Origin of the sequence: Streptomyces sp. 3211.6 (assembly GCF_003634815.1) — a bacterium.
Taxonomy (GTDB): Bacteria; Actinomycetota; Actinomycetes; order Streptomycetales; family Streptomycetaceae; genus Streptomyces; species Streptomyces katrae_A.
This window is the reverse complement of sequence record NZ_RBXC01000001.1, coordinates 2993550-3019385: the sequence shown is the minus strand read 5'-3', so window position 1 is coordinate 3019385 and position 25836 is coordinate 2993550. Positions and strand designations below refer to the sequence as shown.

20 protein-coding genes and 1 tRNA gene are annotated in these 25836 nt (G+C 75.3%); 11 read left to right on the top strand and 10 right to left on the bottom strand.

Going from position 1 to position 25836, the window contains the following annotated elements; all coding sequences use genetic code 11:
* Positions 1-201: 201 nt before the first annotated feature.
* Both BX286_RS13800 and BX286_RS13795 read right to left on the bottom strand, forming a co-directional pair.
* Positions 202-1398 carry a S8 family peptidase gene (locus tag BX286_RS13800; protein WP_261993414.1) on the bottom strand — a complete coding sequence of 399 codons (1197 nt, stop codon included), beginning with the start codon at positions 1396-1398 and terminating at the stop codon, positions 202-204.
* Positions 1399-1699: 301 nt separating this feature from the next.
* On the bottom strand, positions 1700-2401 hold the full coding sequence (locus BX286_RS13795; RefSeq protein ID WP_100863631.1) for a 4'-phosphopantetheinyl transferase superfamily protein: 702 nt from the start codon (positions 2399-2401) through the stop codon (positions 1700-1702).
* 82 nt (positions 2402-2483) lie between these two features.
* Here BX286_RS13795 and BX286_RS13790 point away from each other — a divergent pair, with 82 nt between their 5' ends.
* The gene (locus BX286_RS13790) at positions 2484-3254 is read left to right on the top strand and encodes an alpha/beta fold hydrolase (RefSeq protein ID WP_121015047.1); all 771 of its coding nucleotides are present in this window, start codon (positions 2484-2486) and stop codon (positions 3252-3254) included.
* Between the two features lie 4 nt (positions 3255-3258).
* On the opposite strand, the gene BX286_RS13785 is transcribed toward BX286_RS13790, so the two are convergent.
* Positions 3259-3801, bottom strand: coding sequence for a hypothetical protein (locus tag BX286_RS13785; protein ID WP_100863632.1), 543 nt, complete (start codon positions 3799-3801; stop codon positions 3259-3261).
* Positions 3802-4044: 243 nt separating this feature from the next.
* Here BX286_RS13785 and BX286_RS13780 point away from each other — a divergent pair, with 243 nt between their 5' ends.
* A complete protein-coding gene (locus BX286_RS13780; protein WP_100863633.1) occupies positions 4045-4560 on the top strand; it encodes a phospholipase in 516 nt (171 codons plus the stop codon).
* 124 nt (positions 4561-4684) lie between these two features.
* Here the strand turns inward: BX286_RS13780 and BX286_RS13775 are convergent.
* Positions 4685-4757: transfer RNA gene (locus BX286_RS13775), tRNA-Arg, on the bottom strand.
* Positions 4758-5087: 330 nt separating this feature from the next.
* Between BX286_RS13775 and BX286_RS13770 the strand changes: the two genes are divergently transcribed.
* From BX286_RS13770 to BX286_RS13735, 8 genes are all read left to right on the top strand, one after another.
* The gene (locus tag BX286_RS13770; protein ID WP_398898489.1) at positions 5088-6698 is read left to right on the top strand and encodes a dynamin family protein; all 1611 of its coding nucleotides are present in this window, start codon (positions 5088-5090) and stop codon (positions 6696-6698) included.
* A gap of 4 nt (positions 6699-6702) precedes the next feature.
* Positions 6703-8775: a GTPase gene (locus BX286_RS13765; protein ID WP_100863634.1), complete on the top strand. Its 2073-nt coding sequence runs from the start codon at positions 6703-6705 to the stop codon at positions 8773-8775.
* 101 nt (positions 8776-8876) lie between these two features.
* A complete protein-coding gene (locus tag BX286_RS13760; protein ID WP_100863635.1) occupies positions 8877-9284 on the top strand; it encodes a single-stranded DNA-binding protein in 408 nt (135 codons plus the stop codon).
* A gap of 332 nt (positions 9285-9616) precedes the next feature.
* A complete protein-coding gene (locus BX286_RS13755) occupies positions 9617-10807 on the top strand; it encodes a thioester domain-containing protein (protein WP_261993413.1) in 1191 nt (396 codons plus the stop codon).
* A gap of 49 nt (positions 10808-10856) precedes the next feature.
* A complete protein-coding gene (locus BX286_RS13750; protein ID WP_121015046.1) occupies positions 10857-12674 on the top strand; it encodes a bifunctional phosphatase PAP2/diacylglycerol kinase family protein in 1818 nt (605 codons plus the stop codon).
* A 230-nt stretch (positions 12675-12904) separates the two neighbouring features.
* Complete coding sequence (gene ettA, locus BX286_RS13745) at positions 12905-14569, top strand: energy-dependent translational throttle protein EttA (RefSeq protein ID WP_079427022.1); 1665 nt, start codon at positions 12905-12907, stop codon at positions 14567-14569.
* Positions 14570-14578: 9 nt separating this feature from the next.
* Complete coding sequence (locus BX286_RS13740; RefSeq protein WP_079427020.1) at positions 14579-15058, top strand: thioesterase family protein; 480 nt, start codon at positions 14579-14581, stop codon at positions 15056-15058.
* Positions 15055-15780: a hypothetical protein gene (locus BX286_RS13735; RefSeq protein ID WP_079427018.1), complete on the top strand. Its 726-nt coding sequence runs from the start codon at positions 15055-15057 to the stop codon at positions 15778-15780. Before BX286_RS13740 ends, BX286_RS13735 begins: the two co-directional genes overlap by 4 nt.
* Before the next feature lie 73 nt (positions 15781-15853).
* On the opposite strand, the gene BX286_RS13730 is transcribed toward BX286_RS13735, so the two are convergent.
* Positions 15854-16258: a globin gene (locus BX286_RS13730; protein WP_042818584.1), complete on the bottom strand. Its 405-nt coding sequence runs from the start codon at positions 16256-16258 to the stop codon at positions 15854-15856.
* Between the two features lie 110 nt (positions 16259-16368).
* On the opposite strand from BX286_RS13730, the gene BX286_RS13725 reads away from it, so the two are divergent.
* Positions 16369-17403, top strand: a complete 1035-nt coding sequence (locus BX286_RS13725; protein WP_261993412.1) for a methyltransferase domain-containing protein — start codon at positions 16369-16371, stop codon at positions 17401-17403.
* Between the two features lie 34 nt (positions 17404-17437).
* Here BX286_RS13725 and BX286_RS13720 read toward each other — a convergent pair whose 3' ends face one another.
* From BX286_RS13720 to BX286_RS13700, 5 genes are all read right to left on the bottom strand, one after another.
* Positions 17438-18472, bottom strand: a complete 1035-nt coding sequence (locus BX286_RS13720) for an FHA domain-containing protein (RefSeq protein WP_121015045.1) — start codon at positions 18470-18472, stop codon at positions 17438-17440.
* A gap of 46 nt (positions 18473-18518) precedes the next feature.
* The gene (locus BX286_RS13715) at positions 18519-19844 is read right to left on the bottom strand and encodes a VWA domain-containing protein (protein ID WP_079427014.1); all 1326 of its coding nucleotides are present in this window, start codon (positions 19842-19844) and stop codon (positions 18519-18521) included.
* An 89-nt stretch (positions 19845-19933) separates the two neighbouring features.
* The gene (locus BX286_RS13710) at positions 19934-21532 is read right to left on the bottom strand and encodes a protein phosphatase 2C domain-containing protein (protein WP_187344136.1); all 1599 of its coding nucleotides are present in this window, start codon (positions 21530-21532) and stop codon (positions 19934-19936) included.
* 3 nt (positions 21533-21535) lie between these two features.
* Positions 21536-24517 (bottom strand): tetratricopeptide repeat protein, encoded by a 2982-nt coding sequence (locus BX286_RS13705; protein WP_398898888.1) that lies wholly within the window; start codon positions 24515-24517, stop codon positions 21536-21538.
* A 5-nt stretch (positions 24518-24522) separates the two neighbouring features.
* Positions 24523-25785 carry a hypothetical protein gene (locus BX286_RS13700; RefSeq protein ID WP_079427012.1) on the bottom strand — a complete coding sequence of 421 codons (1263 nt, stop codon included), beginning with the start codon at positions 25783-25785 and terminating at the stop codon, positions 24523-24525.
* Positions 25786-25836: the final 51 nt, after the last annotated feature.

Below are 25836 nucleotides of genomic sequence, written 5' to 3'. Positions count from 1 at the left end.
CGACTCCTTCGTCATGACGAACCCTCCCCCCACCCGCTGTGTGGGGGAGGCCGAGCCGGTGCGGATGGCCGTCATTGACGCGTCGCGGTGCAGAGAAGTCAATGGATTGCCCGGGTGCGAAGCACACAGACATTGATGTCCCATCAGACCCGGTCGGACGGGACATCGGATACCGACCGGTCGGTGACCGGCGGCCCGGGCTCAGGGCCCCTTCGGTACCTGGAGGAGCAGGTTCGGGGTGCCGGCGGGCAGGTCCGTGATCAGGCCCGGGGCGGCGTCGCGGACCAGGGCCGCACGGACCTGCTCGGGGGAGTGCACCGTGCCGCCGGCCAGGAGCAGGGCGGCGGCGCCCGCGACGTGCGGGGCGGCCATGGAGGTGCCGGTGGCCCGGGCGAGGGCCGTCGTGGACCCCTTCCAGGCGGAGACGACGGCCACGCCCGGCGCCGAGAGGTCCACGCAGGGGCCGTGGTTGGAGAAGGACGGGTGGTGGTCGGCCGCGTCGGTGGCGGCGACGGTGAGGGCCTGCGGCACGCCGGAGGGGGAGCCGTTGCAGGCGTCGCGGCCCTCGTTGCCGGCGGCCACGGTGACGGTGATCCCGTAGGCGGCGGCGCGGATGACGGCGGCGTCCATGGAGTGGCTACGGGAGCCGCCCAGGCTCATGTTGGCGACGGCGGGACGCAGCGGGAAGCCGCCGCGGACGACGTCCTTCACCATCCAGTCGAGGCCGCGCAGGATGTGCGACAGCCGCGCGTCGCCCCGGCAGTCGGCCACCTTCACCCCGACCAGGGAGACCCCCTTCGCGACCCCGTAGGTGGCCCCGCCGACGGTGGCCGCGACGTGCGTGCCGTGGCCGTTGCAGTCGGCGGAGCCCTCCATCCACAGCGCGTTGTAGCCGGTGCGGGCGCGGCCGCCGAACTCCTGGTGGAGGGTGTTGATCCCGGTGTCGACCACGTAGACCGTGATGCCCGCGCCGGTGGTGGGGTAGGCGTACGAGCCGTCGAGGGGCAGCGCGCGCTGGTCGAGCCGGTCGAGGTGCCAGGGCGCCTGCGGCTGGCTCCCGGGGGTGCCGGCGGCGGAGTCGGAGATCCGGTACACCGTGTCCGGCTCGACGGAGGCCACCCGGGGGTCGGCGGCCAGCGCGGCGGCCCGGGCCGCGGTGGTGGTCACGGCGAACCCGCTGAGCGCGGTGTCGTAGACCGCGTCCACCCGGTCACCGGCCTCCGTCGCCTCGGCGGCCAGGGCACGGGCCGGGGCGCGGGTGGCGGCGTCCTTGAGGACGACGACGTAGGGCGCGGTGGGCGTATCGGCGCCGGCGGCGTGTGCGGCGGGCTGCGGGGGCAGCACGGTGGCCGCCGCCAGCAGGGCTGCGGCCGGGAGGAGCGCGGTCATCACGGTCATGCGCCCGATGCTCGGCCCGCCCCGCCGCAGCCGCGCGGAGGGTGCGCCGACTGGCCGCACGACACACCCCCAACCCGGGCGCGCCGCCACCCCCGCGCCCCCCGCCCCGGGCCCCGCCATCGTGGGGCCGCCCGCCGGGCGGAGCCAGGCCGGGCGGGATTCCGCCCCCGGGATCCGCATGCCGGAGGCTGCGCCTGTACCCGCCCGTCCGGTCGTCCGTCCGGCTGGGCGGACGCCGGCGGCGGGCCTACTACCCGTCAGGCCGTGCGTCTGCCAGGCCGCCGGTCAGGCCCTGCGTCCGTCAGGGCGTGCGCAGGGCCAGTGCGGCGGCGTAGGCGGGGGGTGCCGTGAGGTCCCTCAGGGTCCAGCCCGGCACTCGGGCGGGGGTGGGAGCCGCGCCGACGTACGGCTCGACCAGGCCGTTGGCGAGGCCCGCCCCGGTGGCCTTGAGGCAGGCCTCCTTGCGGGACCACACCCGGGCCAGCGCCGCCCGCCGCTCTTCCTCCGGCAGGGCGGTGATCTCGGCCGCCTCCGCCGGGTGCAGGCTGCTCAGGACGTCGGCCACCGCCCCCGCGTTGGGCAGCCCCTCCACGTCCACGCCCACCGGCACCGCTGCGAAGGCGAAGTACGCCAGGCCGTGGCTGTGGGACAGGGAGAAGTGGACCCCGCCCCCGGCCACCGCGGGCCGGCCGTGCGGGCCGCCGCAGTTCAGGCAGTCCTCACGGACGAAGCGGACCTCCTCGGGGGCCCTCCCCAGGTACGCGCCGAGCAGCACCCGCAGCCCCAGGTGCGAGGCCAGGTAGGTGCGCCGGTCGCCGGACCGCACCAGACGGCCCGCCCGCTTCCGCTCGTCGGCGTCCAGCAACGCCTCGGCCTCTTCGGCCTCGTGGCCGCCGATCACCCCGCGCGTGGTGTCCAGCGACCACACCGCCACCCGGGAACCCGTCGGGAGGCCCCCGGTCCGCGGTGCCGTACCGCCGAGTTGGTTCAGTTCCTCGATCACCTCACGAGAGTAGTGGGGGTGGTCGGTGTCCCGGTTAACCTCGTGCTCGATATCACCGTGGACAACTGGGGGGAAACACACCGTGCGCAGTGCCGTCGTGACGCCGGAAGGCGACCGGATCCGCTGGGTCGAACTCCCGGGAGAGGAGCCGGCCCGCGTCTACCTGCACGGCCTCGGCGCCACCGCCCCCGCCTACTTCGCGGCGAGTGCCGTCCACCCGAGACTGGCCGGGCGGCGCTCGCTGCTGCTCGACTTCCTCGGGCACGGGCACAGCGACCGGCCCGAGGCCTTCCCGTACACCCTCGAAGCGCACGCCGACACCGTGGCGCAGGCGCTCACCGCCGCCGGCGTCGGCGCGGCCGAGGTGATCGCCCACAGCATGGGCGGCGCGGTGGCCATCGTGCTGGCCGCCCGGCACCCGGGGCTGGTCTCCCGCCTCGTCCTGGCCGACGCCAACCTCGACCCCCTCCCGCCCACTCCGGGCACGGCCGGCAGCAGCGGGATCGCCTCCTACACGGAGGAGGAGTTCCTGGCCGGCGGCTGGGCCGAGGTCCGCGACCGGGTCGGCGCCCACTGGTGGTCGACCATGCGGATGGCGGCCCGCACCGGGCTGTACCGCAGCGCCGTGCACCTCGCCGCCGGTACGACGCCGACCATGCGCGAGCTGCTGCTGGAGCTGAAGGTCCCGCGCAGCTTCCTCCACCCGGAGGCGGACGGTGCCCCCGCCGGGGCCGAGGCCCTGGAGGCCGCCGGGGTCGCCGTCGTCCCCGTCCCCGACTGCGGGCACAACATCATGCTGGACAATCCCGAGGGCTTCGCGCGGGCCGCGGCCGAGGCGCTCGTACGGGACTGATCCGTCAGCGGCGCACGGCCGGGACGGCCCCGGAGCCGGGGCCGGCCGGTGTGCCCTCCGGTATTCGGGACCCCGGAGAGGGCGTTCCGTCGGTCCAGGCGTAGACCTTCTTGCCGCGCACCGACACCTGGTACTGGTAGCGGTCGCGGCACTCGGGCCGCTCCTCGGACCGGATGTCGCGCGGCCACCAGCGGGCGCCCAGCCGGGGGCCGCCCGCCTGCTTCGGGGGCTCCGCCGGGCACTGCGGTCCGTCGAGGGGCGTCTTTCCGAGGGTGAACCGGATGAGCCGGGCCTTGCCGTCGGCGCGGGCCTGGATCCGTATGTCGGTGGCGTCCCTCGGCATCCAGCTGGGCAGCGCCAGGGTCCGGTCCCCCCGGGTGTGCGCCTCGGCGGCGCCGGCGGTCGCGAAGTGCCGGCCCTTCTCCTTGAAGAACCGGTCGTTGAGGGCGTTGGTGAGCGGGTTGGGCGGGAGGTTGGGCAGCGCGAAGGCCGCGGTGGCGAGGGCTCCCACGATGGCTGCGGCGATGACGAGCGGACGGCGGTTCATACCGACAAGTGTTCGCGGCGGAGGCAGTGCGCGCGTCCCTCCCCGGTATCAACTTCGGCTCTGCCGGAAGTCGCACACGGACTCATACCTGAGAGTGGTCCCGGGCGCGGTCAACCCGCCGCGGGCAGGAACGCCCGGGGCCGGGCCGCGTTATAGGGGCAGCCCCGGTCAACTCCCGGTGCGGCGAAGGCCCTCACCACCGAAGCGGCCGTCGCCCGCCGCCGCGCCCCCGCAGGAACGCCCATGCGCCGCCGCCCCCTTCCCCTCCCCGCGCGCCCCTTCCCCGCTGTCGCACCGGCTGTCACGGCCGCCCTGCTCCTCCTCGCCTCCCCCGCTTCCGCGGTCCCGGCGGTCCCGGCGGACAAGCCGCAGGTACTGAGCCGCTGGACGCAGACCGCCGCGGCCAGCCAGGACGCCTGGCTCGGGGCGCGCGCGCACCCGGCCGACTGGGCCGCGTACGGGTTCGACTGGTCGACGGACTACTGCACGACCTCCCCGGACAACCCCTTCGGCTTCCCCTTCCGCGCCGCGTGCGCCCGCCACGACTTCGGCTACCGCAACTACCGCGTGGCGGGAGCGTTCCAGGCCAACAAGTCCCGGCTGGACGCCGCCTTCCACGCGGACCTCGAACGGGTCTGCGCGCGGTACTCGGGTGCGAGAAAGGCCTCCTGCGACGGCACGGCCTGGACCTACTACCAGGCGGTCAGGGCCTTCGGAGCCACCGGGGAAACCGGCCCGGCGCAGTCGACGGCGCCCTGAGCCGCCCATCCGGGCGACGGCCGTTTTGCGCCTGCAAGGATCCGGTCGGGTGATTTTTCGCCAGCCGTGGACGGCGTCCCGCCGGGACGCCGGGCAGGGCTCCTCGGCGAAGAGCGAAGAAGAGTGCCCCCGGCAGGACTCGAACCTGCGGCCAAGCGCTTAGAAGGCGCCTGCTCTATCCACTGAGCTACGGGGGCCGGTGGTGACCGTGGTGGCCTGGAGCCCCTTGGTGGGGGTGGGACTGCGGTCGTGCCGGGTCAAGGATAGGGCTCCGGTTGCCTTGTCCCGGTTGCTTCCCTCGCGTGCCACGTTGTGGAGGTTCGGTGAAGCGGTCCCGATAATCGCAGGCAGGTGCGATTCTCGCACCGCTTTTGCGCCGCGGCGGCCTCGGTGTTGTGCACTCGTTATGCCTGCGTCCCACTCGTCCTCCGTGTCCATGATGTCCCACAGGAGTCGCGGTCGGCGCGCAGAGGGCGTATAAGCTTCAAAAATGGTCCTAAATTGGGCATTCTTCGCATGTGGTGACCTTGGATGTTCGGCCTCAGCTGCTCGATGCCCTGTCCGCCCTGCGCGACCGGGTCGCGTCCGTGCGTCTGCCGCTGCCCCTGCCCGGCGCCCCGCGCGCCCGCCAGACCAGAGCCGAGCTGCTCGCGCAGCTCGACGACTACCTCGTACCCCGGCTCAAGGCGCCCGAGGCGCCGATGCTCGCCGTCATCGGCGGATCCACCGGAGCCGGTAAGTCCACCCTCGTCAACTCCCTCGTCGGCCGCAAGGTCAGCGAAGCCGGAGTGCTGCGCCCCACCACCCGCACCCCGGTGCTCGTCTGCCACCCGGACGACCACCACTGGTTCGCCGGAATGCGGGTCCTGCCCGACCTCATGCGCGTATGGGCACCCCAGGACGAGGAGGACCCGCTCCCCACCCGCAAGGGCCGCCCGCCCGGAACGCGCCGCGGCGCCCCGACCCGCGAACTGCGGATCGAGACCGTCTCCACCCTCCCGCGCGGCCTCGCCCTCCTCGACGCCCCGGACATCGACTCCCTCGTCGTCGAGAACCGGACCCTCGCCGCCCAGCTGATCTGCGCCGCCGACGTCTGGGTCATGGTCACCACCGCATCGCGGTACGCCGACGCCATCCCCTGGCACCTGCTGCGCACCGCCAAGCAGTACAACGCCACCCTGATCATCGTCCTGGACCGCGTCCCGCACCAGGTGCTCGCCGACGTCTCACGCCAGTACGGGGCGCTGCTCACCCGGGCCGGGCTGGGCGACGTACCACGGTTCACGGTGCCGGAGCTGCCCGAGTCGGCCGGCGGCGGCGGACTGCTGCCCGCCAGCGCCGTCGCCCCGCTGCTCGCCTGGCTCGGCCACCACGTCCAGGACCCGGCCGCCCGGCAGTACGCCGTCGGCCGCACCGCACTCGGCGCGCTCGACTCCCTCCGGCGCCGCATGCCCGAGCTGGCCTCCGCCGTCGCCGCCCAGCACGCCGCCGCCGTCCGGCTGACCTCGGCCGTCGAGGAGGCGTACAAGAGGGAGGGCAAGCGGGTGCAGGGCCGCCTCGACAGCGGCGCGGTCCTCGCCGGGGACGCCCTCACCCGCTGGCGCGGTTACCCCCTCGACACCAGCGCCGACGAACTCCTCGACTCCCTCGCCGAATCCCTCGCCGCGCTGCTCCAGTGCGCCGTCGCCGCCGCCGACGAGCGCATCGCCGAGGTGTGGCGCCGCGAACCGGCCGCCGGGGCGCTCCCGCTGCCCGGACCCGACCGGGAGGCGGCGGAACGTATCGGCATGGCCGTACGGCGCTGGCGGCGCGTACTGGAGGAACTCGCCGAGGAGGAGGTCGCCAAGCTCGACAAGCAGCCCGAACCCGACCCCGACGGCATCGCCGCCCTGCTCGTCGCCGCCCTCCTCGGCGGCAAACGGGCCCGCCCGGCAGGGGAGAAGCTGGCCGAACGGATCGGTGTCCAGGCCGCCGTACGCCTGCGCGACCGGGGCGGGGAACTGGTCAGCGACCACCTCGACCAGGTCCTGCGCGCCGAACGGGACCGCCGCCTCGCCCCGCTCCAGGCGCTCGAAGTGACCCCGGAACCACAGGCCGAGCTGATCGCGGCGCTGTCCGTACTGCAGAAGGAGAGGTGAGGGGGTGACCGCCTTGACCGACCGTGACCGCGATCGGGCCGGAGACCGTGACCACGTCCGCGACCAGGCCGGGGACGGGGTGCGCCTGCGCGACCGGGCCGGTGACCGCGACCGGGCGGGTGCCCGCGACCGCTCCGCCGGCACCGGCGCCGACCCCGAGCGCACGGACGGCCGTACCGGCGACCGCGCCGCCGAACGGGCGGCCGACCGCTGGGACGACGGGTTCATCGCCCGCTCGCGCTCCCGGACCACCCGCAAGGGGGGTTTCGGAAGGGCCCGTTCAGGCGGAGCCGAGGACGAACTCGCCGCCGAGGGGCTGGACGAGGAGGCGGACGCGGGCGAAGAAGCCCTCGTCCGCGCCGTCTCCGGCGCCGGGAGCGACGGCGGCAAGGCCCCCGCGCCCCCGCTCAGCCCCGAGGCCCAGGCCCTGCGCAGCCGCCTCGACGCGCTGCGCCAGCTGGTCGGACTCTCCCGCACCCGCCTCGACGGAAAGACCCTCGCCGAAGCCGGCCGGGTCCTCGACGAGGCGGCCGCACGCCGGGGCCTGTCCGCCCAGCACACCGTCGTCGCCGTCGCCGGAGCCACCGGAAGCGGCAAGTCCACGCTCTTCAACGCACTCGCAGGAGTGCAGATCTCCGAGACCGGGCTGCGCCGTCCGACCACCGCCGCGCCGATCGCCTGCAGCTGGTCGGACGGAGCCGCGGGACTGCTGGACCGGCTGGAGATCCCCGGACGGCTGCGCCGCCGCCCCCGCGAGACCCCCGAAGCCGAGGCGCTGCGCGGGATGGTCCTCGTCGACCTGCCCGACCTGGACTCGGCGCTCGGCGTGCACCGCGAACACGTCGACCGGGTGCTGGCCCTGGTCGACGCCGTGATCTGGGTGGTCGACCCGGAGAAGTACGCGGACGCCGTCCTGCACGAGCGGTACCTGAGACCGCTGGCCGGGCACGCGGAGGTGACGTTCGTCGTCCTGAACCAGGTGGACCGGCTCCCCGGAGAGGCGGCCGACCTGGTCCTGGACGACCTGCGCAGGCTTCTCGACGAGGACGGCATCGCGCTCGGCGAGCACGGCGAGCCCGGCGCCACCGTCCTCGGGCTGTCCGCCCTGACGGGTGAAGGGGTCGGGGAACTGCGCGAGCTGCTGGGACAGTTCACCCAGGAGAAGGGCGCCGCGACCCGGCGGATCGCCGCCGACGTCGACCGGGCCGCCACTCGCCTGCGCCCGCTGTACGTGGCCGACAGGCACAACGGACCCTCCGGGCCCGAGATCGGCGAGGCGGCGCGCGCCGAGTTCGAGGACCGGCTGGCCGAGGCCGTCGGGGCGTACGCGGCCGGCCTCGCCGCCGAACGGGCCTGGCGGCGCAACGCCGGTAAGGCCTGCGGCACGCCCTGGCTGCGGCTGTGGCGCTGGTACGAGAGCCGGCGCGCCCCCCGTTCGCTGGCCGGCCTGTCCGCCCTGGCGGTGATCGGCCGCTCCACGACGCCCGCCGCGGCCATGCCCGCCGAGGAGGAGGTGACCGCCCGGCAGCGGGTGGAGCAGGCCGTGCGGACCGTCGCGGACGAGGCGGCCGTCGGGCTGCCCGAGCCCTGGGCGCAGGCCGTACGGGAGACCGCGGTGCGCGGGGCCGCCCTGCTGCCGGAGGCCCTGGACGAGCTGGCCGTGACCCTCGGCGCGGCCGTTCCGGCGCCCGGGGCGAAGCCGCCGCGGCCCGCCTGGTGGCCGGCTGCGGTACTGGCGCAGGCCGCGATGACGCTGGTGCAGATCTTCGGCGGGCTGTGGCTGGTCGGGCAGATCGCCGGGGTCCTGGAGCCGAAGCTGCTGCCGCCCGTGCTGTTCATGGTGGCGGGCATCGTCGGTGGGCCGCTGGTGGAGTGGGCCTGTTCGATGGCGGCCCGCGGACCTGCGCGCAGGTACGGGCAGGACGCCGAGCGGAGGCTGCGTCAGGCGGCGGCCGGCTGCGGACGGGCCCGGGTGCTGGAGCCGGTGGCGGCCGAGCTGCTGCGCTACCGGGAGGTCCGGGAGCAGTACGCGGCCGTCTCCGCAGGGGGGACGAGGTTGTCCACAACCCGCCACTAGTCCACAGGCCGCAGCAGCCGGCCGGGGGGCCGGGCCAGCATGGTCGTACCTCGTGCGGACGGTCCGCGCGAGCCGTACGGAATGCGGGGAGGGCGGCCGGGATGAACGACACCCTGGTGACGCTGGTGGGGCACGTGGCGACGCAGATCGACTTCAAGGAGACGGTGACCGGACCGTCGGCGAGGTTCCGTTTCGCGGTGACCCCGCGGTACTTCGACCGGCGGACCGAGGCCTGGACGGACGGGACCACCAGCTTCTACACCGTGTGGGCGCGACGGGTGCTGGCGGTGAACCTGGCGAGTTCCGTCTCGGTGGGGGAACCCCTCGTGGTGCACGGGCGGTTGAGGGTCCGGGAAGGGCCGCCGGACGGCGAAGGGACCCGCTGGTTTTCGGCGGACATCGACGCGATCGCCGTCGGACACGACCTGAACCGCGGAACTGCGGCCTTCCGCAGGGTGGTCAAGACGGATACTCCCCTGATGGACCCTCAGGAGGCGGGGGTGGTCTAAGTGTTCGATGAGGCTAGGATTCCCCGGTACTCACGGGTGCCTGGGTCTTTGGGCCGAAGGGGAAGACTGTGTCGATTGCTGTTCCCGCGTCCTGCGGGTCCTCCGAGTCCCGCGCCACGTCCACGGACGGACCGGCCTCCGCCGCGGGCGCCTCGCCGGTGGTTCCGCTTACGGGCGTGTCCGCTGCTTCCGCCGCTTCCGCGGGCCCTGTTCCCGTTCCCCGTCCGCTTTCCGGCCGCCGTCCGGTTCCCGAACCCCTCGCGGGTACGGGCGTGGGTGACGGGCCGCCTGCTGCCGGCGGCGGGGCTGCTTCCGCCGCCGTGGGGAGCGCGGTGCGGGGTGCCGCGCGACGCCCGCTGGCGGTGGCCCTGCTGGCCGCCGCCCTCACCGCCGCCCCGGGCGCCCGTGCCTCGGCCGACTCCGAGCAGGCGGCGGCCAGTGCGGCGGCCGGCGGTGCGAGCGCCGTGCTCGACGGGCTGAAGACGTACGGCCAGGCGGTCCTGCACGCACGGGACGGCTCGGTCCGGCAGATCCGGGCCGGTCTGTACGAGATGCGGGTCGACGGCGGCGGAATGCTCCAGACGTACGGGGTCGGCGTCGCGGGCAACGCGCAGCCGCAGGCCCACTACACCGAGAGCGGCTGGGGCGGCAGCCCCCTCGCCGCCAACGCCGAGGCGGGCGGCCGGATCCGCTGGGTGCTGGAGCACTCCTACCCGCAACTCAACGACCTGGCCGGGCTGGCGAAGGCGGCCGGGGCCGGAGCGCTGACGGCGGAGAGCGCGGCCGCCGGGACCCAGGTGGCGATCTGGCGGCTGGCGGACGGAGCCCAGGTCGAGGCCACCGACCAGGCGGCCGAGATGCTGGCCGACTACCTCCAGCGGGAGGCGGGCCGGCTGCCGGAGCCACCGGCCTCGCTGGGGCTCGATCCCGGCCGCGTCTCCGGTCCGGTGGCGGGGCCCACCGGCAGCCGGCTCGGCCCCGTCACGGTCCGCACCGGGGCGCAGAGCGTGTCCGTCACCCCGGACGCGGCGGCCGTGGCCATGGGGGTCCGGGTGGTCGACGCCGACGGGCAGCCGGTGACCTCCGCGGCCGACGGCGCCCGCCTCTACTTCGAGGTGCCCTCCGGCACCCCCGACGGGACGGCCTCGGTCACCGTGCAGGGCTCGACCAAGGTGCCCGTCGGGCGGGTCTTCACCAGCGGGATCCCGGACGAGGCGCAGGTCGTGGCCGGCTCCAGCGAGTCCGCGGCGACCGCCACCGCCACGGCGGTCTGGCCGCAGCCGCCGGCCGGCCCGGCCGGGAAGGTGGGCACCCTGGCCGGCAGCGCCGAGGTGATCCCGACCGGCACCGCCGGTCCGCAGGCGCAGTCGCCGGACGAGGAGCGGCTGGCCGTCAGCGGCAGCTCCGCGGCCACCCCGGTGATCGCCTCGCTGGCGGTGGGCCTGGTGGTGCTGGGCGGCATGGTCGTCCTGCTGCTGCGCAAGCGGCCGCTGGAAGGAGAGGAAGGGGAAATGGAGGGCTGAACGAGGGGCGGGGTGCTTCACGACGGCGGACCCCGGGTAAGCGCGGGAAATGGCAGACCATGATCAGCGACTGACCTGGCGGGGCACCGCCGCGCAATGGGACCGGCGGCTGTTCGACGCCGTGGCGCGCCGGCACTGGCCCGCGGCCGAGCGGGCCCTGCCCGCGCTGGGGCGGGCCGCCAACCACGGGGTGCTGTGGGGCGGGATCGCGGCGGCGCTCACCGCCCTCGGGGCGCCGCGCACCCGCCGGGCCGCGCTGCGGGCGGCCGCCTCGCTCGCGCTGGCCTCCGCGACCGTCAACTCCGTCGGCAAGTGGTCCGTCCGCAGGCCGCGGCCGCTGATGGAGGGGGTGCCGCTGGTGCGGCGGCCGGCCGTGGCGCCGTGGACCACCTCCTTCCCGTCCGGGCACTCGGCCTCGGCCTTCGCCTTCACGGCGGGGCTGGCGCTGGAGTCCCCGGTGTGGGGGGCCGCGGTGGCGCCCCTGGCCGCGTCGGTGGCGTTCTCCCGGGTCTACACCGGGGTGCACTACCCGTCGGACGTGGCGGCGGGGGCCCTGCTCGGGGTGGCGGCGGGGTTCGCCGTGCGCGAGCTCGCGCGGGGCGTGCAGCAGGCGCGGGCCGTCCCGGGCGACGAACGGCCGGCGGCCGGTGTGCCCGCGCTGCCGGACGGGGCCGGGCTCACGGTGGTGGTGAACACCGGCGCGGGCACGGCCGGAGCCGCAGCGCTCGACGCCCTGCGGGACCGGCTGCCGAAGGCGGAGATCGTGGAGTGCGGGGGCGAGGAGCTCGCGGCGGAGCTGTCGGCCGCCGCGGCCCGGTCGGCCGTGCTCGGGGTCTGCGGGGGCGACGGCACGGTCAACGCCGCCGCGACCGCCGCGCTGCGGGCCGGGGTGCCGCTGGCGGTGTTCCCTGGGGGCACCCTGAACCACTTCGCCCTCGACCTCGGCCTCACCGGCCCGGAGGACACCTGCCGGGCGGTGGCCGGGGGCCAGGCCGTCCGCGTGGCCGTGGGCCGCTTCACCCCCACCGGTACGCCGCCGCCCACCCGGCCCCGCCCCACCGGCCCCGGGGCGACCACCCCCGACACCACCCCGCCCCCGGCCTCGGGCCCGGCCGTGGCCCCGGCCCCCGGTGCCGGGCCGGCGTCGGGTTCAGGGTCCGGTGCCATCCCGGCCTCGGTGTCGGGTCCGGCCGTGGCCCCGGCCTCCGGTGCCGGGGCGGCGTCGGAAGCCGGGGCGGCGTCGGGTTCGGGGTCCGGTGCCATCCCGGCCGCGGTGTCGGGCCCGGCCGTGGCCCCGGTCTCCGGCCGGGGTTCCGGTGGGGTCCCGGCGTCGGGGGCCGGCTCGTCGGGGGCGGCGGTCTCCGGGGGCGGGGAAGGCGGGTACTTCCTGAACACCTTCAGCTTCGGGGTCTACCCCGAGCTGCTGCGCCACCGGCTGCGCTGGGCGCCCAGGATCGGCGGCGGGCCGGCCGCGGTCGCGGCCGCCTGGCGGGTGCTGCGCGCCGAGCGGCCCGTACGGCTGACGCTGGCCGGGCGGCCCCGCAGCGCCTGGCTGCTCTTCGCCGGCAACGGCACCTACCAGGGCTCCGGACCCACGCCCCGCCGCCGCGACGGTCTCGGCGAGGGCCTGCTCGACCTGCGACTGGTCCACGGCGGCGGCCGCCCCGGCCCCCGCCTGCTGGCCGCCGCCCTCGCCGGGCCGCTGACCCGTTCCCCGGCGCACGTGGCCATCCGCGTACGCCGCCTGCACATCGAGGACATCCCGCCGGGCACCCCCTTCGCCTACGACGGCGAATACGCCCAGGCCCCGCCCGCCCTCGTCCTCGACGCCCTCCCCGACGCCCTCGCCGTCTACCGCCCCCGCTGACCGCCCGGGCCGGCCCCGGCCCGCGCCGCCCGGCGCGGCCCGGGCCGTATCTCGTCGGACCGGCTCTCCCGTGCTGCTGCCGCCTCCGAGGGTGCGGACGGGACCGGAACGGGCCGCCCCGGCGGTGAGCCGCAGATCAGGGCCCTGACCATATGCGTTTCCCCCGAGGGATGGACGTACGGCAGTATGGGGTGTATCTGCCCACCCATCGATCTGCCGGACGGTTTCTCTTGGCTGAGTTCATCTACACCATGCGCAAGACGCGCAAGGCCCACGGCGACAAGGTGATCCTCGACGACGTGTTCCTGAACTTCCTGCCGGGGGCGAAGATCGGCGTGGTCGGCCCGAACGGCGCCGGCAAGTCGACCGTCCTGAAGATCATGGCGGGCATCGAGCAGCCGTCCAACGGCGACGCCTTCCTGTCGCCCGGCTACTCCGTCGGCATCCTCATGCAGGAGCCCAAGCTCGACGAGTCCAAGACGGTCCTGGAGAACGTCGAGGACGGCGTCGGCGAGATCAAGCAGAAGCTCAACCGGTTCAACGCGATCGCCGAGGAAATGGCGACGAACTACACCGACGAGCTGATGGAGGAGATGGGCAAGCTCCAGGACGACCTGGACCACGCCAACGCGTGGGACCTCGACGCCCAGCTGGAGCAGGCCATGGACGCCCTGGGCTGCCCGCCCGGCGACTGGCCGGTCACCAACCTCTCCGGTGGTGAGAAGCGCCGCGTGGCCCTCTGCAAGCTGCTGCTGGAGGCCCCCGACCTGCTGCTCCTCGACGAGCCCACCAACCACCTCGACGCCGAGTCCGTGAACTGGCTGGAGCAGCACCTGGCCCAGTACAAGGGCGCCGTCGTGGCCGTCACCCACGACCGCTACTTCCTCGACAACGTCGCCGAGTGGATCCTCGAGCTCGACCGCGGCCGCGCCCACCCGTACGAGGGCAACTACTCCACCTACCTGGAGAAGAAGTCCGAGCGCCTCAAGGTCGAGGGCAAGAAGGACGAGAAGCGCGCCAAGCGCCTCAAGGAAGAGCTGGAGTGGGTCCGCTCCAACGCCAAGGGCCGCCAGGCCAAGTCCAAGGCCCGTCTCGCCCGCTACGAGGAGATGGCGGCCGAGGCCGACAAGATGCGGAAGCTGGACTTCGAGGAGATCCAGATCCCGCCGGGCCCGCGCCTGGGCTCGATCGTCGTCGAGGTCAACAACCTCTCCAAGGCCTTCGGTGACAAGGTCCTCATCGACGACCTGTCCTTCACGCTGCCGCGCAACGGCATCGTCGGCGTCATCGGTCCGAACGGCGCGGGCAAGACCACGCTGTTCAAGATGATCCAGGGCCTGGAGACCCCGGACTCCGGCGACATCAAGGTCGGCGACACCGTCAAGATCTCCTACGTCGACCAGGGCCGCGCCAACATCGACCCCAAGAAGACCCTCTGGGCGGTCGTGTCGGACGAGCTGGACTACATCAACGTCGGCAACGTCGAGATGCCGTCCCGCGCGTACGTCAGCGCCTTCGGCTTCAAGGGCCCGGACCAGCAGAAGCCGGCCGGTGTGCTCTCCGGCGGTGAGCGCAACCGCCTGAACCTCGCGCTCACCCTCAAGCAGGGCGGCAACCTGCTGCTCCTCGACGAGCCCACCAACGACCTCGACGTCGAGACCCTGGGCTCCCTGGAGAACGCGCTGCTCGAGTTCCCCGGCGCGGCCGTGGTCGTCTCCCACGACCGCTGGTTCCTGGACCGAGTGGCCACGCACATCCTGGCGTACGAGGGCGACTCGAAGTGGTTCTGGTTCGAGGGCAACTTCGAGTCCTACGAGAAGAACAAGGTCGAGCGGCTCGGCCCGGACGCCACGCGTCCGCACCGTGCCACCTACAAGAAGCTCACCCGGGGCTAGGTCGCGCACATGGCCAGACACCACTACCGGTGCCCGCTGCGCTGGGCGGACATGGATGCCTTCGGGCACGTCAACAACGTGGTCTTCCTCCGCTACCTGGAGGAGGCGCGCATCGACTTCATGTTCCGCCTGGCGCCCGGTGAGGGCAGCGAGTCCTTCACGGGCGGCTCCGTCGTGGCCCGTCACGAGATCGACTACAAGCTCCCGCTCGTGCACCGGCACGAGCCGGTGCTCATCGAATCCTGGGTGACCCGGATAGGGGCCGCCTCCCTGACCATCCGCTACGAGGTCAAGGACGAGGCGACCGAGGACGCACCCGAGACGGTCTACGTCCGGGCCGAGACGGTCGTCGTGCCCTACAACCTCGCCGAGGGGCGGCCCCGCCGCATCACGGACGAGGAGCGGGTCTTCCTCCAGGAGTACCTGGAGGAGCCCGCGAGCCGGGTCGCCGGCCGCCCCAAGGGTGCGGAAGGGCGCCTGGCGGCATGACCGAGCAGCTGCACTTCGCAGACTCCGGGGAGGCGGCGGACCTCGCCGCCTTCCTGGGCCGGCTGGTGCACTACGACCGTGCCGCCGCGGTCCGCCTGCAGGCGCGGGCGGGCGGCGGCGCGCTCGCCGTCTTCGGACGGCCGCCGTCCTTCGACGTCCTCGCCGTCCGCGCGGTGCGGCTCGCCGCGCCCCTCGCGACGCCGCTGGACGTGACCGTGTCGGCGGGCGAGCTGCTGGAGTCCGTCGACGAGGCAGGCGCCGGGGCCCGGGTGCCGGGCGCCGTCACCGGCCCGCCCTGGACGGGCGTCCTGCCGCCCCAGGGCGGCTGGCGGCCCGTACCCGGACTGCCCCGGCCCGAGGCGGTACGGGCGGCCCTGGCCGCGGCCGTCGCCGAGTTCCGGGCCCGGGACGAGGCCCTGCCCCCGCAGCACCGCACCCGCTCCGAGCGCGACCGCATCGGCCGCGAGATCTGGTCGCGGACGCTCGGCGACACCGAACTCCCGCTGCGCGCCGCCCACGCCGCCCAGTCCCTGGGCTTCCTGCGGCCCGTACGCGCCACCGTCCCGGCCCCCGCGCCCGGCGGCGCCTCCGCGGCCCCCGCCCCGGTGGCGTTGTTCGCCTCCGGCGGCTGGCTGCGGCTGAGCACCCCGTACGGGTCCGTCGCGACCCGCCGGCCCGGACCGGGCGGCGGGCTCGGCGCCCTCCAGGTACGCCCGCTCTAGGGCCTGTCGTCCTCTAGGGCCTGTCGTCCTCTAGTGCCCGCGGCCCCGGGCCGCGGGCACACGCGGATGCCGGCTAGCCGGCCGTGTTGATCATCGAGGCGGCCGCGTACGTCAGGTACCGCCACAGCTGCGCCTCGTGCTCCGGCGCCAGGCCCAGCTCGTCCAGGGCCTCCCGCATGTGCTTCAGCCACGCGTCGTGCGCGGCGGAGTCCACCTGGAACGGGGCGTGCCGCATGCGCAGGCGCGGGTGCCCGCGGTTCTCGCTGTAGGTGCCCGGGCCGCCCCAGTACTGCATCAGGAACAGCGCGAACCGCTCCTCGGCGGGCCCGAGGTCCCCCTCCGGGTACATCGGACGCAGCAGCGGGTCTTCCGCGACACCCTGGTAGAAGCGGTGGACCAGACGGCGGAAGGTCGCCTCGCCGCCCACCTGCTCGAAGAAGGTCGTCTCCTGGACGTTGCTCTGCGGATCGTCATTCACCCGACCATCGTCTCAGACACCCGGACGGAGGACCCCGGTCCTAGGACCGCCCGCCGCCACCGGATCCGGGAGGGCTCGCATGCGGCGGCCGCCCGCCGCACAGTGGAGACATGGGCACGGGCGGCAAGGGCGGAGCACACGCGGCACGGACCCCGCGGGGGCCGGAGGAGCCGGTCCGCGATCTGCGGGAGATCGCGCACGCCGCCCAGGTGCGGGAGCTCACCGCCGCCGGGGTGCTGGAGGACCCGGCCTGGCGGGCCGCCTTCGCGGCCGTGCCCCGGCACCTGTTCGTGCCGTACTTCTGGACCGGCCGTGGAGCCGGCCACGAGCGGCTGTGGGCCGAGGACCCCGACCCCGAGCACCGGGCCCGCTGGCTGCGCGGGGTCTACACCGACGCCCCGCTCGCGACCCGGCTGCGGGACGGCGAGCTGGTCTCCTCCAGCAGCCAGCCCTCCCTGATGGCGAAGATGCTGGAGGCGCTGCAGGTGCGCGACGGGGACGACGTGCTGGAGATCGGCACGGGCACCGGCTACAACGCGGCCCTGCTCTGCCACCGGCTCGGCGAGGAGCACGTCACCACGGTGGACCTGGACGAGGAGATCACCGAGTCGGCACGGGCGCACCTGGCGCTGCTCGGCTACCGGCCCACCGTCGTCACCGGGGACGGGGCGCGCGGCTGCCCCTCCCGCGCCCCCTTCGACCGGATCCTGGTCACCTGCACCCTGCCGCTGATCCCGCACGCCTGGCTCGGCCAGTGCCGGCCCGGGGCGCGGATCCTGGCCCCGCTGTCGACCGGGCTGATCGCGCTCACGGTCCGCGACGCCGACTTCGCGGAGGGCCGCTTCCTGCACACCTCCGCCTACTTCGTCCCGCTGCGCGGGGCCACGGCCGGGCCTCCGCTGCCCGGGGCGGGCGGTCCGCTGCACGGGGTCCCGTACGAGCTGGTGGAGAACGAACGCTTCCAGTTCCTGCTGATCCTGACCGCGGGCGTGCTGCGCCCCCGGGAGGCGCTGGACCTGTGGCGCGGCGAGGGCCGCCCGGCCCGCGAGCGGTTCGGGGTCACGGTCACCGCCGAGGGGCAGTGGGCCTGGCTCGACGACCCCCAGGGGCCCTACGTGTGGCCCCTGGGGGAGGGCGCCGGCTAGGGCGTCGGCTAGGGCGCCGGCCAGGGGTGTCCGGTCAGCCGCGCCGGATGGTGATGGTGGTCCAGGCGCCCAGGTGGACCCGGTCGCCGTCGGCGAGGGGGACCGGGACGTAGGGCTGGATCGGCTCCTCGCCCATGTTGACGGTGGTGCCGTTGGTGGAGTTCTGGTCCACCACCGCCCAGCTGAGGTCGGGCTGCTGGACGAGCACCGCATGGCTGTGCGAGACGCCGGGGTCCTCCGGCGGCACCGACAGGTCGATGTCCGGGGACTCGCCCGTCGAGGCGCGGCGGCGGCCGATGGTGATCTGGCCTCCGGAGAGCGGAAGGTGCAACTCCGGGGAGTAGGCGGGCAGGTTGAGCCCGGCCGCCTCCGGCCCGCTGCGCTGCATCATCGCCATGAAGTACGAGCGGTCCGGGGCGATCGTCGCCGTCCAGGAGCCGCCGCCGGACTGCTCCGGAACGGGCGCGGCGGGGTATTCCGCGCCGGGCGCCACCGGATGCTCCTGCTGGACGGGCTGCTGGACGGGCTGCTGGACCGGCGCCGGTGCCACGGGCGGGGGCGGCGGCGGGGCCACCGCGACCGGCGGGGCGGGCGGCTCCGGGGCGGCGGGCGGCGGCAGCAGCCAGTCGTCGTCGTCCTGGAGCGGCTCGGCCGGGCGGTTGACCCGGGAGGGCCGGGAGCCCTGGTACTCGAAGTGGTCCTGGGAGTAAACCGGCTGGGGCGGGAGCGGCGGCGGCGGGGGCGGCGGGGTCCCGCCGGTCACCGGGGCCGCCAGGGCCTGCGCACCCGTACCGGCCGGACCCGCGTCGGGGGCGGACGGCGGCGGGGCGTACGGGTTCGCCGTCCGCGTCAGGAAGTTGTACCGGCACTCCTCGCAGAACGGGGCCATGGCCTCGCGCGGGGTCTTGCACTGCGGGCACAGCTCCGCCTGGGCGGTGGGCTCACCGGTGGTGGGAGGGTAGGCGTAGGAGGCGGCCGCAGGGGGGCCCGCCGGGGCAGCCATCCGGTGGCCGCAGACCTCGCACCAGTCGTCGGAGGCGGACTGGTGCCCGTTCGGACAGGTCGGCATCGCGGCGCTTCCCCCTTCTCCCTGCGTCATCGCCGCAGGCGTCTACTCAGGTCTTCTTCACTCGGACGGTCTGTGTCGAACGGGTTTCAAGGGTCATCTCGTCGGCATCGGCGACCTTGGCTTTCAGGCGCACAGTACCCGCCGCCGCGTCGACGACGTCCACCACCTTGGAGAGCAGTCTGGCGGTGTCCGCGTTCCCGGAGGCGCTCGCCAACTGCACGGCACGGCCGAGTTTGGCCGTGGCGCCGTCGACATCGCCCATTTTGCGGGCATGCAGGCCCTGTTGGATAGCCTGCGCGAGCTCCGCCTGCCCCGTGTAGTGCGCCACCTGCGGGCTGATCGCGGTCGACGCGGCGAGGTCGTTCGTCCACACCGCCCGGACCAGCCCCTGGGCGACCGGGGAGCCCGGCCCGCCGGCCGGCCCCGGCAGGACGAGCGAGGCGCGGGCGGCCAGCATCTCCTGGCCGACGGAGGCGTCCGGCACCCGTACGCACAGGTGGTAGTCGCGCGACTCGTCACCCCAGGAGCCCGTCGGATAGTCCCCGGCCCGCGGCCCCGCCTCGGTACGGCGGCCGGTGAGGTCCTGGACGGACGGCGAGACCTGCTTGACGTAAAGGATCTCCGCCCCGACCGGGGTCCACACGCGCAGCGCGACGTCCGCGACCTCCTTGCCCATGACCTTCTCCATCATGAGCGTGAAGTCCTCGGCGAGACGGGCCGGATCGGCGACGATGTCGGCGGAGCCCAGCAGGGCGCTCGCGATCCCCGTCACCTCCTTGACCTCCCAGTCCGTCCCCACCCCGCGCGCGTCGCAGGTGAAGCGGCCGGCGCAGGCCTCGAGGGTGGCGCGCAGCACAGCCGGGTCCTCGTGCTCGTTGCGGCCGTCGGTCAGCAGGATGCCGTGCCGGATGGCGGCCGGGGAGCGGCGCAGCAAGCCGTCCGCCAGCCGCAGCCAGGTGCCGATGGCGGTGCCGCCGCCCGCGCTCAGGCCGCGCAGGGCCTCCTTGGCCCGCGCCCGGGTGGTCGCGTCGGCGGTGGCGAGGAGGCCCTGGCCGGGATAGACCTCGCGGGCCTCGTGGGTGCCGGCGATCACGGCGAAGGCCGTGCCGTCGCGCAGGGTGTCGATCGCGGCGGCGGTGGCCTCGCGGGCACCGCGCATCTTCTGCGGCGGGTGGTCCATCGAGCCGGAGCAGTCGACCATGATCACCACGGCCGCGTCCTGCCCGAGCGCCCGCCCGGCGGTGGCGATGGCGCCGCCGCTGGAGGTGACCGTCACGATGGCGTGGACGTCCCGACCGCCCTCGGGCAGGAACTCGTTCTGGTACACCTCCATGCTGAAGCGCGGGGCGCGCGGCTTGGCGAAGTTCGCCATCGGGGTGACTCCTCGGGGGCTGTCGGGGCGGAGCGGACGGACCCGGGCGGGGCGGACGGGCCGGGGCTGGGCGGACGGGCCGGGGCGGTTCAGGCCAGGGGGTGCGGCGGCTCGGTCCGGGACGCCGTCCCCGCTTCCGCTCCGGCCTCCGCCACGCCCGCCGTCCCCGGTTCCGCTCCGGGTTCCGGCGGCGCGGCGGTGAACGGCACCACGGCGACGGTGATGTTGTCGTGCCCGCCACCGTCGAGGGCGTGGCCGACCAGCACCTGGGCGCAGTGCAGGGGCCGTTCGGCGGCGTCGGGGGGCAGGATCCGGGCCATGTCGACGGCGGACTCGGCGTAGTTCCACAGGCCGTCGGTGCAGACGACGACCACGCCGGGGTGGTCGGGTCTGAAGCTCGCGGTGTGCGGGTCGAGGTCGTACGCGTCGGCCCCGAGCCAGCCGGTGATGGCGTGTGCCCGGACGTCGGCGTAGGCCTCGGCCTCGCCCATCAGACCCGCCGCGACCATCTGCGCGGCCCAGGAGTCGTCCTCGGTGAGCCGGCGGGGCGCCGCCGCACGGTCGTCGGGGACCCAGTAGGCCCGGCTGTCGCCGACCCAGCCGATGGTCAGCACGCCGCTGCTGACGACGGCCCCGACCAGGGTGCAGGCGGGGGCGTTCTGGGCGCCGGGGGGCTGCGGGGCGAGGGCGCTCACCGCGGCGCCCGCCGCGAGGATCGCCTCGTGCATGGCCTCCGCCGGGTGCGCGCCCCGGGGCAGGGCGTCGAGCAGGGCCTCGCTGGCCGCGCCGGCGGCGGCGGCCGAAGCGTCGTCGGGGCGGCTGGCGGAGGAGACGCCGTCGCAGACGATGGCGACGGTCGCGGCGGAGCCGTCGGGCATGGCCGTGGCCGCCACCGCGAAGGAGTCCTCGTTGCGGTGGTGGCGCAGCCCCCGGTCACTGACGGCGGCGACGCTGCACAGCTCCTCCTCCACGTGGTCCCGCTCCCGCGGCTGGGCGTGACCGCAGTGCTCGCAGTAGCCGTCGGTGTCCACGTACCCGGACCGGCAGGCGACGCAGGTCCGCCCGCCGCCGCTCCCCTGCGGGGCCCAGGCGTGGGGGTCCTCGTGCGGGTCCTCCTGCGGGTCCGGCGAGGGGGCCCGGCCGTACGGGGCGTCAGCCCCGGGTGCGCCGGCGGCGAGCGGGGCATCGTGCGGGTTCTCCTGCGGCGCGGCGCCGTGGGCCTCCTCGGGCGCCGCCCCCCGGGGCCGGCCGTGGTCGGCGTCGTCCGCGCTGCCGTACGGGACCGCGCCCCACGGGGTGTCGGCGGGGGACGCGGGGGCGGTACCGGAGGCGACCGCGGAACCGGGGGGCACAGGGGTGCCCTCCCATCCGGGCGCCGGCACCCCGACGGCGGACCCGAAGCCCGGGGCGGCGGTCGTGGCGTACGCGCCCGCTTCGGCCGGGCGCGCGGCATCCGCTCCGCGGCCTGGGTGCCCCGAAGCGGCGGCCGCGCCCGCCCACGCCGGGGACTCTCCGGCCGCCGGGCCGGGTACGAACCCGCCGCCCGGGTCCGGGTCCGGCAGGGTCGGGGTGCGGTCCGGGGGAGCGGGCGGGGCGGAGAGGGCGTATCCGCACACCCCGCAGAAACGGTCACCCTCCTCCAGGGGCTCCGCGCAGCTGGGGCAGCCCGACAGCCGATGCATCGACATCACTCACACCCACGTCCGGGGACGGAAACGGTTGGCCCGCTCCACCAGTTCGATCCTCTCCTCGCCCCGCTGTGCCAGCCGGGCGAGGACGCGGTAGGAGCGCTCCAGGCCGAAGCGCAGCCCCCGCTCGTCCAGTTGACTGCCGAGCAACGAGCTCCGGCCGGGGTCGGCACCCCGGCTACCCGACAGTACCCAGTCCAGGGCCGCGCCCAGAACCTCCGTCGCCAGCCGCTCCTGGCGTTCCGGGTCGAGTCCGAACCGCCGCAACGCCTCGACCTGGTCCGACGCCGCCCCGAGGTCCGCCAGGAGCTCCTCCTGCGGCGACCGGTCGCGCAGGCGTGCCCGTACGGCCGCCACCCGTGCGGCCGTGTAGTGGATCGAGGACTCCGGTACGGACTCCAGCGTACGGACGGCCGCGGCCCGGTCTCCGGAGGCCAGTTGGACCCGGGCCAGCCCGAAGGCCGCGCTCACGAAACCGGGATCGGTGATCCAGACGAGCCGGTAGTACTCGGCGGCGTTGTCCAGCTGGCCCAGGATCTCCGCGCACAGCGCGAGTGCCAGCTTCGGTGCGGGCTCGCCCGGGAACGCGTCGTAGACGGCGTCGAAGGACAGGGCCGCTATCTCGTCGTCCCCGGTGGCCAGCGAGGCGATCCCGCGCGCCCACACCACCCGCCAGTCGTCGGGGTACGTGGCCTCCAGCTCGGCCAGGGCCCGCGCGGCCACGGCCAGTTCGCCCAGCTCCAGTCGGGCCCGCAGCTCCCGCAGCCGCAGTTCGGCGGAGTCGGAGACGGCCGCGCCCAGGGCCCCGAGCAGGTCGGCGGGCGCGGAGGCGAGCAGGCCCGCCAGGAACCCGGCGTTCGGGTCGGCCGGGTCCACCAGCGGCACGGGCAGCGCCAGCGCGGTGTCACGGACGTCGAGCGGAGCCAGCCCCGCGGCCGCGGCGGCGAGGGGGAGGGAGGCGGCGGCGGTCGCCGGAGCCGCCGGGACCACCGGGGCGGGACGGGGCCCGGGCAGCCCGGCGCGGCCCACGTGCGTGGCGCTGGTCCCGAGCACGGAAACCCCGGCCGCGCCCGCGGTGCCACCGCCGACGGCCCCGCCGGGACCCGGCCCGCCATATCCGGAAACGGCCTTCCCCGGCCCGGAGTTCCGGCCGCCGGATCCCGGCGTCCCGGCCCCCGGCACCTCCGACCCCGCAGCGGCGGAGGTGAAGCCCGCCCCCGCCACGCCGGGCCCGGACACGCCCGGCTGCCATGGGGCCCCCGGCACGAAGGGCCGCGGTACGGAGCCCGAGGGCCCGGACGGGCTCCCCGGAGCAGAGGCTTCCGCCCCCGCCGCCCCGGGGCTCTGCGCAAGGGAGCCAGTACCCGGGCCCGCCGCCCCCGCGATGCCCGCCGCCCCCGCGGGGGACTCCGCGCCCGCGCCGGCGGCAGCCGTACCGCGGCGCCCCAGGGCGAAGCCGCGCCGGGGGAGGGGGCGGGTGCCCAGGCGGGAGACCTCCGCGTCCGGGGCGTCCTCGTACAGCTGGGTGTCCGCAACGCGCAGCTCCGGGCCGAACAGGGTCGACAGCTGCGGCCGCGGCCGGCCCGTCTGGAGCGCGACGACCTCCCGCAGCACGCCCGTCAGCTGGTCCGCCATCTCCTGCGCGGAGGCGAACCGCCGCCCCGGATCCGGATCGGTGGCCCGCACCAGCAGCCGGTAGAAGGACTCGTACCGCTGGAACACCTCGATGTGCTCCGGGTCCGGAAGCGAGTCCACGAACACGTTCGTGTAGCCCTGGAAGTCGAACGTCAGCACCGCCAGCGTCCGCGCCACCGTGTACAGGTCGGAGGCCACCGACGGCCCCAGCTCCGCCACCTCCGGAGCCTGGTAGCCCACCGTGCCGTAGATGGCCGACTCCTCGTCGTCCATCCGCCGCACCGCGCCCATGTCGATCAGCTTCAGCTGGTCCTGCTGCTGGATCGCGTTGTCCACCTTGAAGTCGCAGTACAGCAGGTTGCGGCTGTGCAGGTGCCCCAGGGCCTCCAGCGCCTCGATGCCGTACGCGCACGCCTGCTCCACCGGCAGCGGATCACGCCGCCCGTCCGGCCGGCGCCGCTCGTTGGCGATCTCCTTCAGCGACTTGCCGCCCACGTACTCCATGACGATGTACCCGTCCAGCGAACCCGTCCGCTGGTCCAGGTGCTCCACGAAGTTGTAGATGCGCACGATGTTGGAGTGCTCGATCTCCGCCAGGAAGCGCCGCTCGGAGATCGCCGCCTCCATGGCGTCCTGGTCCCCGGTGTCCAGCAGGCCCTTGAGCACCACCCACCGGTCCGAGACCGCCCGGTCCACCGCGAGGTACACCCAGCCCAGCCCGCCGTGCGCCAGGCAGCCCGCCACCTCGTACTGGCCGTGCACCACGTCCCCGGCGCGCAGCTTCGGCACGAAGGAGTACGGGTGCCCGCACTTGGTGCAGAACCCCTCCGTCCGCCCCGGCCGGTCCCCGCGCGCCCGGCCCACCGGAGCCCCGCAGTCCGAACGAGAGCAGAACCGCTTGCGCTCCGGCACCTCCGGGTTCGCCAGCACCGCCGCCGAGGGATCCGGCCGCGGTACCTCGGGCACACTGACCAGCCCCGCGCCCAGCCGGCTGCGCCCCGAGGCCCCGGACGCCGATCCCGAACTGCGCACCGACACCGACCGGCTGGACCCCGAACCCGGCAGGGAACGCGACAGCCGCCCGGACACCGAGCGGCGCGAGGACGAGGACCGGGAGGAAGCCGAACGCGCCGACGCCGAGGAACGCCCGGAGCCGCGCGAGCCCGCCGACCCCCGGGAGTCCCCGTGCCGGGCGGCGCTCGTCATCCCCGTCGGCGGGGACACCAGCTCCTGCGCGCCCGCCGCGACCGCACCCAGCGGGGCCAGCCCACAGGTGTCGCAGTACACCTCGCCGCCGCCCATGTCCTCGTACGCGCCCGGGCAGCCGGCGCGCAGGCAGGGCGATCCGATCAGGCTCACGCTTCCTCCTCCCCGGGCCCCTCGGGCCGGTGGTCCTCCGGCGGGGCCAGCGCCTCGGCCGCCGCCCGCTGGTAGCGCAGCACCGCCCCTTCCGCCGCCCGCAGATCGCACGGTGCGCTCCACAGCATCCGACGGGCCGTGTCATACCGCTCGACCAGCAGCGGATCCTCCGCCAGGCCGTGCCGGGCCACCTTCGCCCGGTACGCGTCCAGCCGCCCGCGCAGCTCGGCCCGTACCGCCAGCGGCGCCGTCACCGCAGTCAACGATTCGCGGGCCCGCCGGAGTTCCTCCTCGGCCCGGTCCTCCAACGCGTCCAGCAGCGGCGACAGCCGGTGCCACTGCGACCGCCTGCGGTACTCGGCCGCCGCGGCCAGCTGCTCCTGCAGGGCCGTCGGCGGGCCGCTGACGGCCGGCACCTCCGACGCCGCGATCTTCGCCAGCACCTCCCCGCGCGCCGTCCGCGCCTCGGAGAGGGTCCGGTCGGCCCGCGAGAGCACGTCCCGCAGGGCGATCAGCCGGGCCTCCGCGTCCTGCCGCACCGTCAGGACCGCCTCCACCTCCCGGCGTACGTCGTCCAGCGCGCGGGCCGCCCGGTCGTAGCGGGCGGTGTCGGGCCGGCCGCCGCCCGGGGCGGAACTCCCCGAGGCGGGCACCCAGAACGCCAGCGGATCGGCGATCACCGCCTCCCGCAGCTGCGCCAGCTCGGCGGTGATCTCCTCCAGGTCGTCCCCCGACGGGTGCTCGCCCGGCCGGACCCCCACCGAGTGCGCCAGTGAACGCGTCCGGTGCAGCTCGGCGGCGAGCAGGTCGATCCGCGCGGGCAGCGCCGACCACACGGCGTCGGCGGCGACCACCACGTCCAGCGAGGCGGCGTACAGCTCGTTCATCCGGGCCACCAGCTCGGCGAGCGAGAACCGCTCCGCCAGCCCGGCACCCTCCACCCCGGCCCCCGCGATCGTCACACCCGGCCCGCGCAGCCGCTCCGTCAGCTCCGCCAGGTCCTCACGGCTCGGCCAGCGACGCCGCTCGCGGATCTCCCGGGCGGCGGCCAGCGCCCCGCTGTAGGCGTCGAAGTACGTCCACAGCCGGGTCACGGCCGCGTCGGCGGCGGCCCAGCGCTCCTTGGTGACCCCGCTCAGCGCCGCGCCCTCCAGCAGCCGGCGCCCCGCGTGGTCCTGCAGCGCGAGCAGCGAGGTCTCCACGGCCTCGTGCTCGGCGCCCAGGCGGGTCAGCGCCCGGTCCACCTCGTCCCGGTCCATCAGCCCCGTCCGGCTCACGTACGGCTCCGATCCTGCCCCGCGAACATGCGG

What these genes read in the sequence shown, in the direction of transcription:
- BX286_RS13715 (WP_079427014.1), bottom strand. Translation starts at nt 19,844, where the DNA reads ATGGCGAACTTCGCCAAGCCGCGCGCCCCGCGCTTCAGCATGGAGGTG.
- BX286_RS13740 (WP_079427020.1), top strand. Translation starts at nt 14,579, where the DNA reads ATGGCCAGACACCACTACCGGTGCCCGCTGCGCTGGGCGGACATGGAT.
- BX286_RS13735 (WP_079427018.1), top strand. Translation starts at nt 15,055, where the DNA reads ATGACCGAGCAGCTGCACTTCGCAGACTCCGGGGAGGCGGCGGACCTC.
- BX286_RS13700 (WP_079427012.1), bottom strand. Translation starts at nt 25,785, where the DNA reads ATGGACCGGGACGAGGTGGACCGGGCGCTGACCCGCCTGGGCGCCGAG.
- BX286_RS13780 (WP_100863633.1), top strand. Translation starts at nt 4,045, where the DNA reads ATGCGCCGCCGCCCCCTTCCCCTCCCCGCGCGCCCCTTCCCCGCTGTC.
- BX286_RS13760 (WP_100863635.1), top strand. Translation starts at nt 8,877, where the DNA reads ATGAACGACACCCTGGTGACGCTGGTGGGGCACGTGGCGACGCAGATC.
- BX286_RS13785 (WP_100863632.1), bottom strand. Translation starts at nt 3,801, where the DNA reads ATGAACCGCCGTCCGCTCGTCATCGCCGCAGCCATCGTGGGAGCCCTC.
- BX286_RS13710 (WP_187344136.1), bottom strand. Translation starts at nt 21,532, where the DNA reads ATGTCGATGCATCGGCTGTCGGGCTGCCCCAGCTGCGCGGAGCCCCTG.
- BX286_RS13800 (WP_261993414.1), bottom strand. Translation starts at nt 1,398, where the DNA reads ATGACCGTGATGACCGCGCTCCTCCCGGCCGCAGCCCTGCTGGCGGCG.
- BX286_RS13750 (WP_121015046.1), top strand. Translation starts at nt 10,857, where the DNA reads ATGGCAGACCATGATCAGCGACTGACCTGGCGGGGCACCGCCGCGCAA.
- BX286_RS13720 (WP_121015045.1), bottom strand. Translation starts at nt 18,472, where the DNA reads ATGCCGACCTGTCCGAACGGGCACCAGTCCGCCTCCGACGACTGGTGC.
- BX286_RS13725 (WP_261993412.1), top strand. Translation starts at nt 16,369, where the DNA reads ATGGGCACGGGCGGCAAGGGCGGAGCACACGCGGCACGGACCCCGCGG.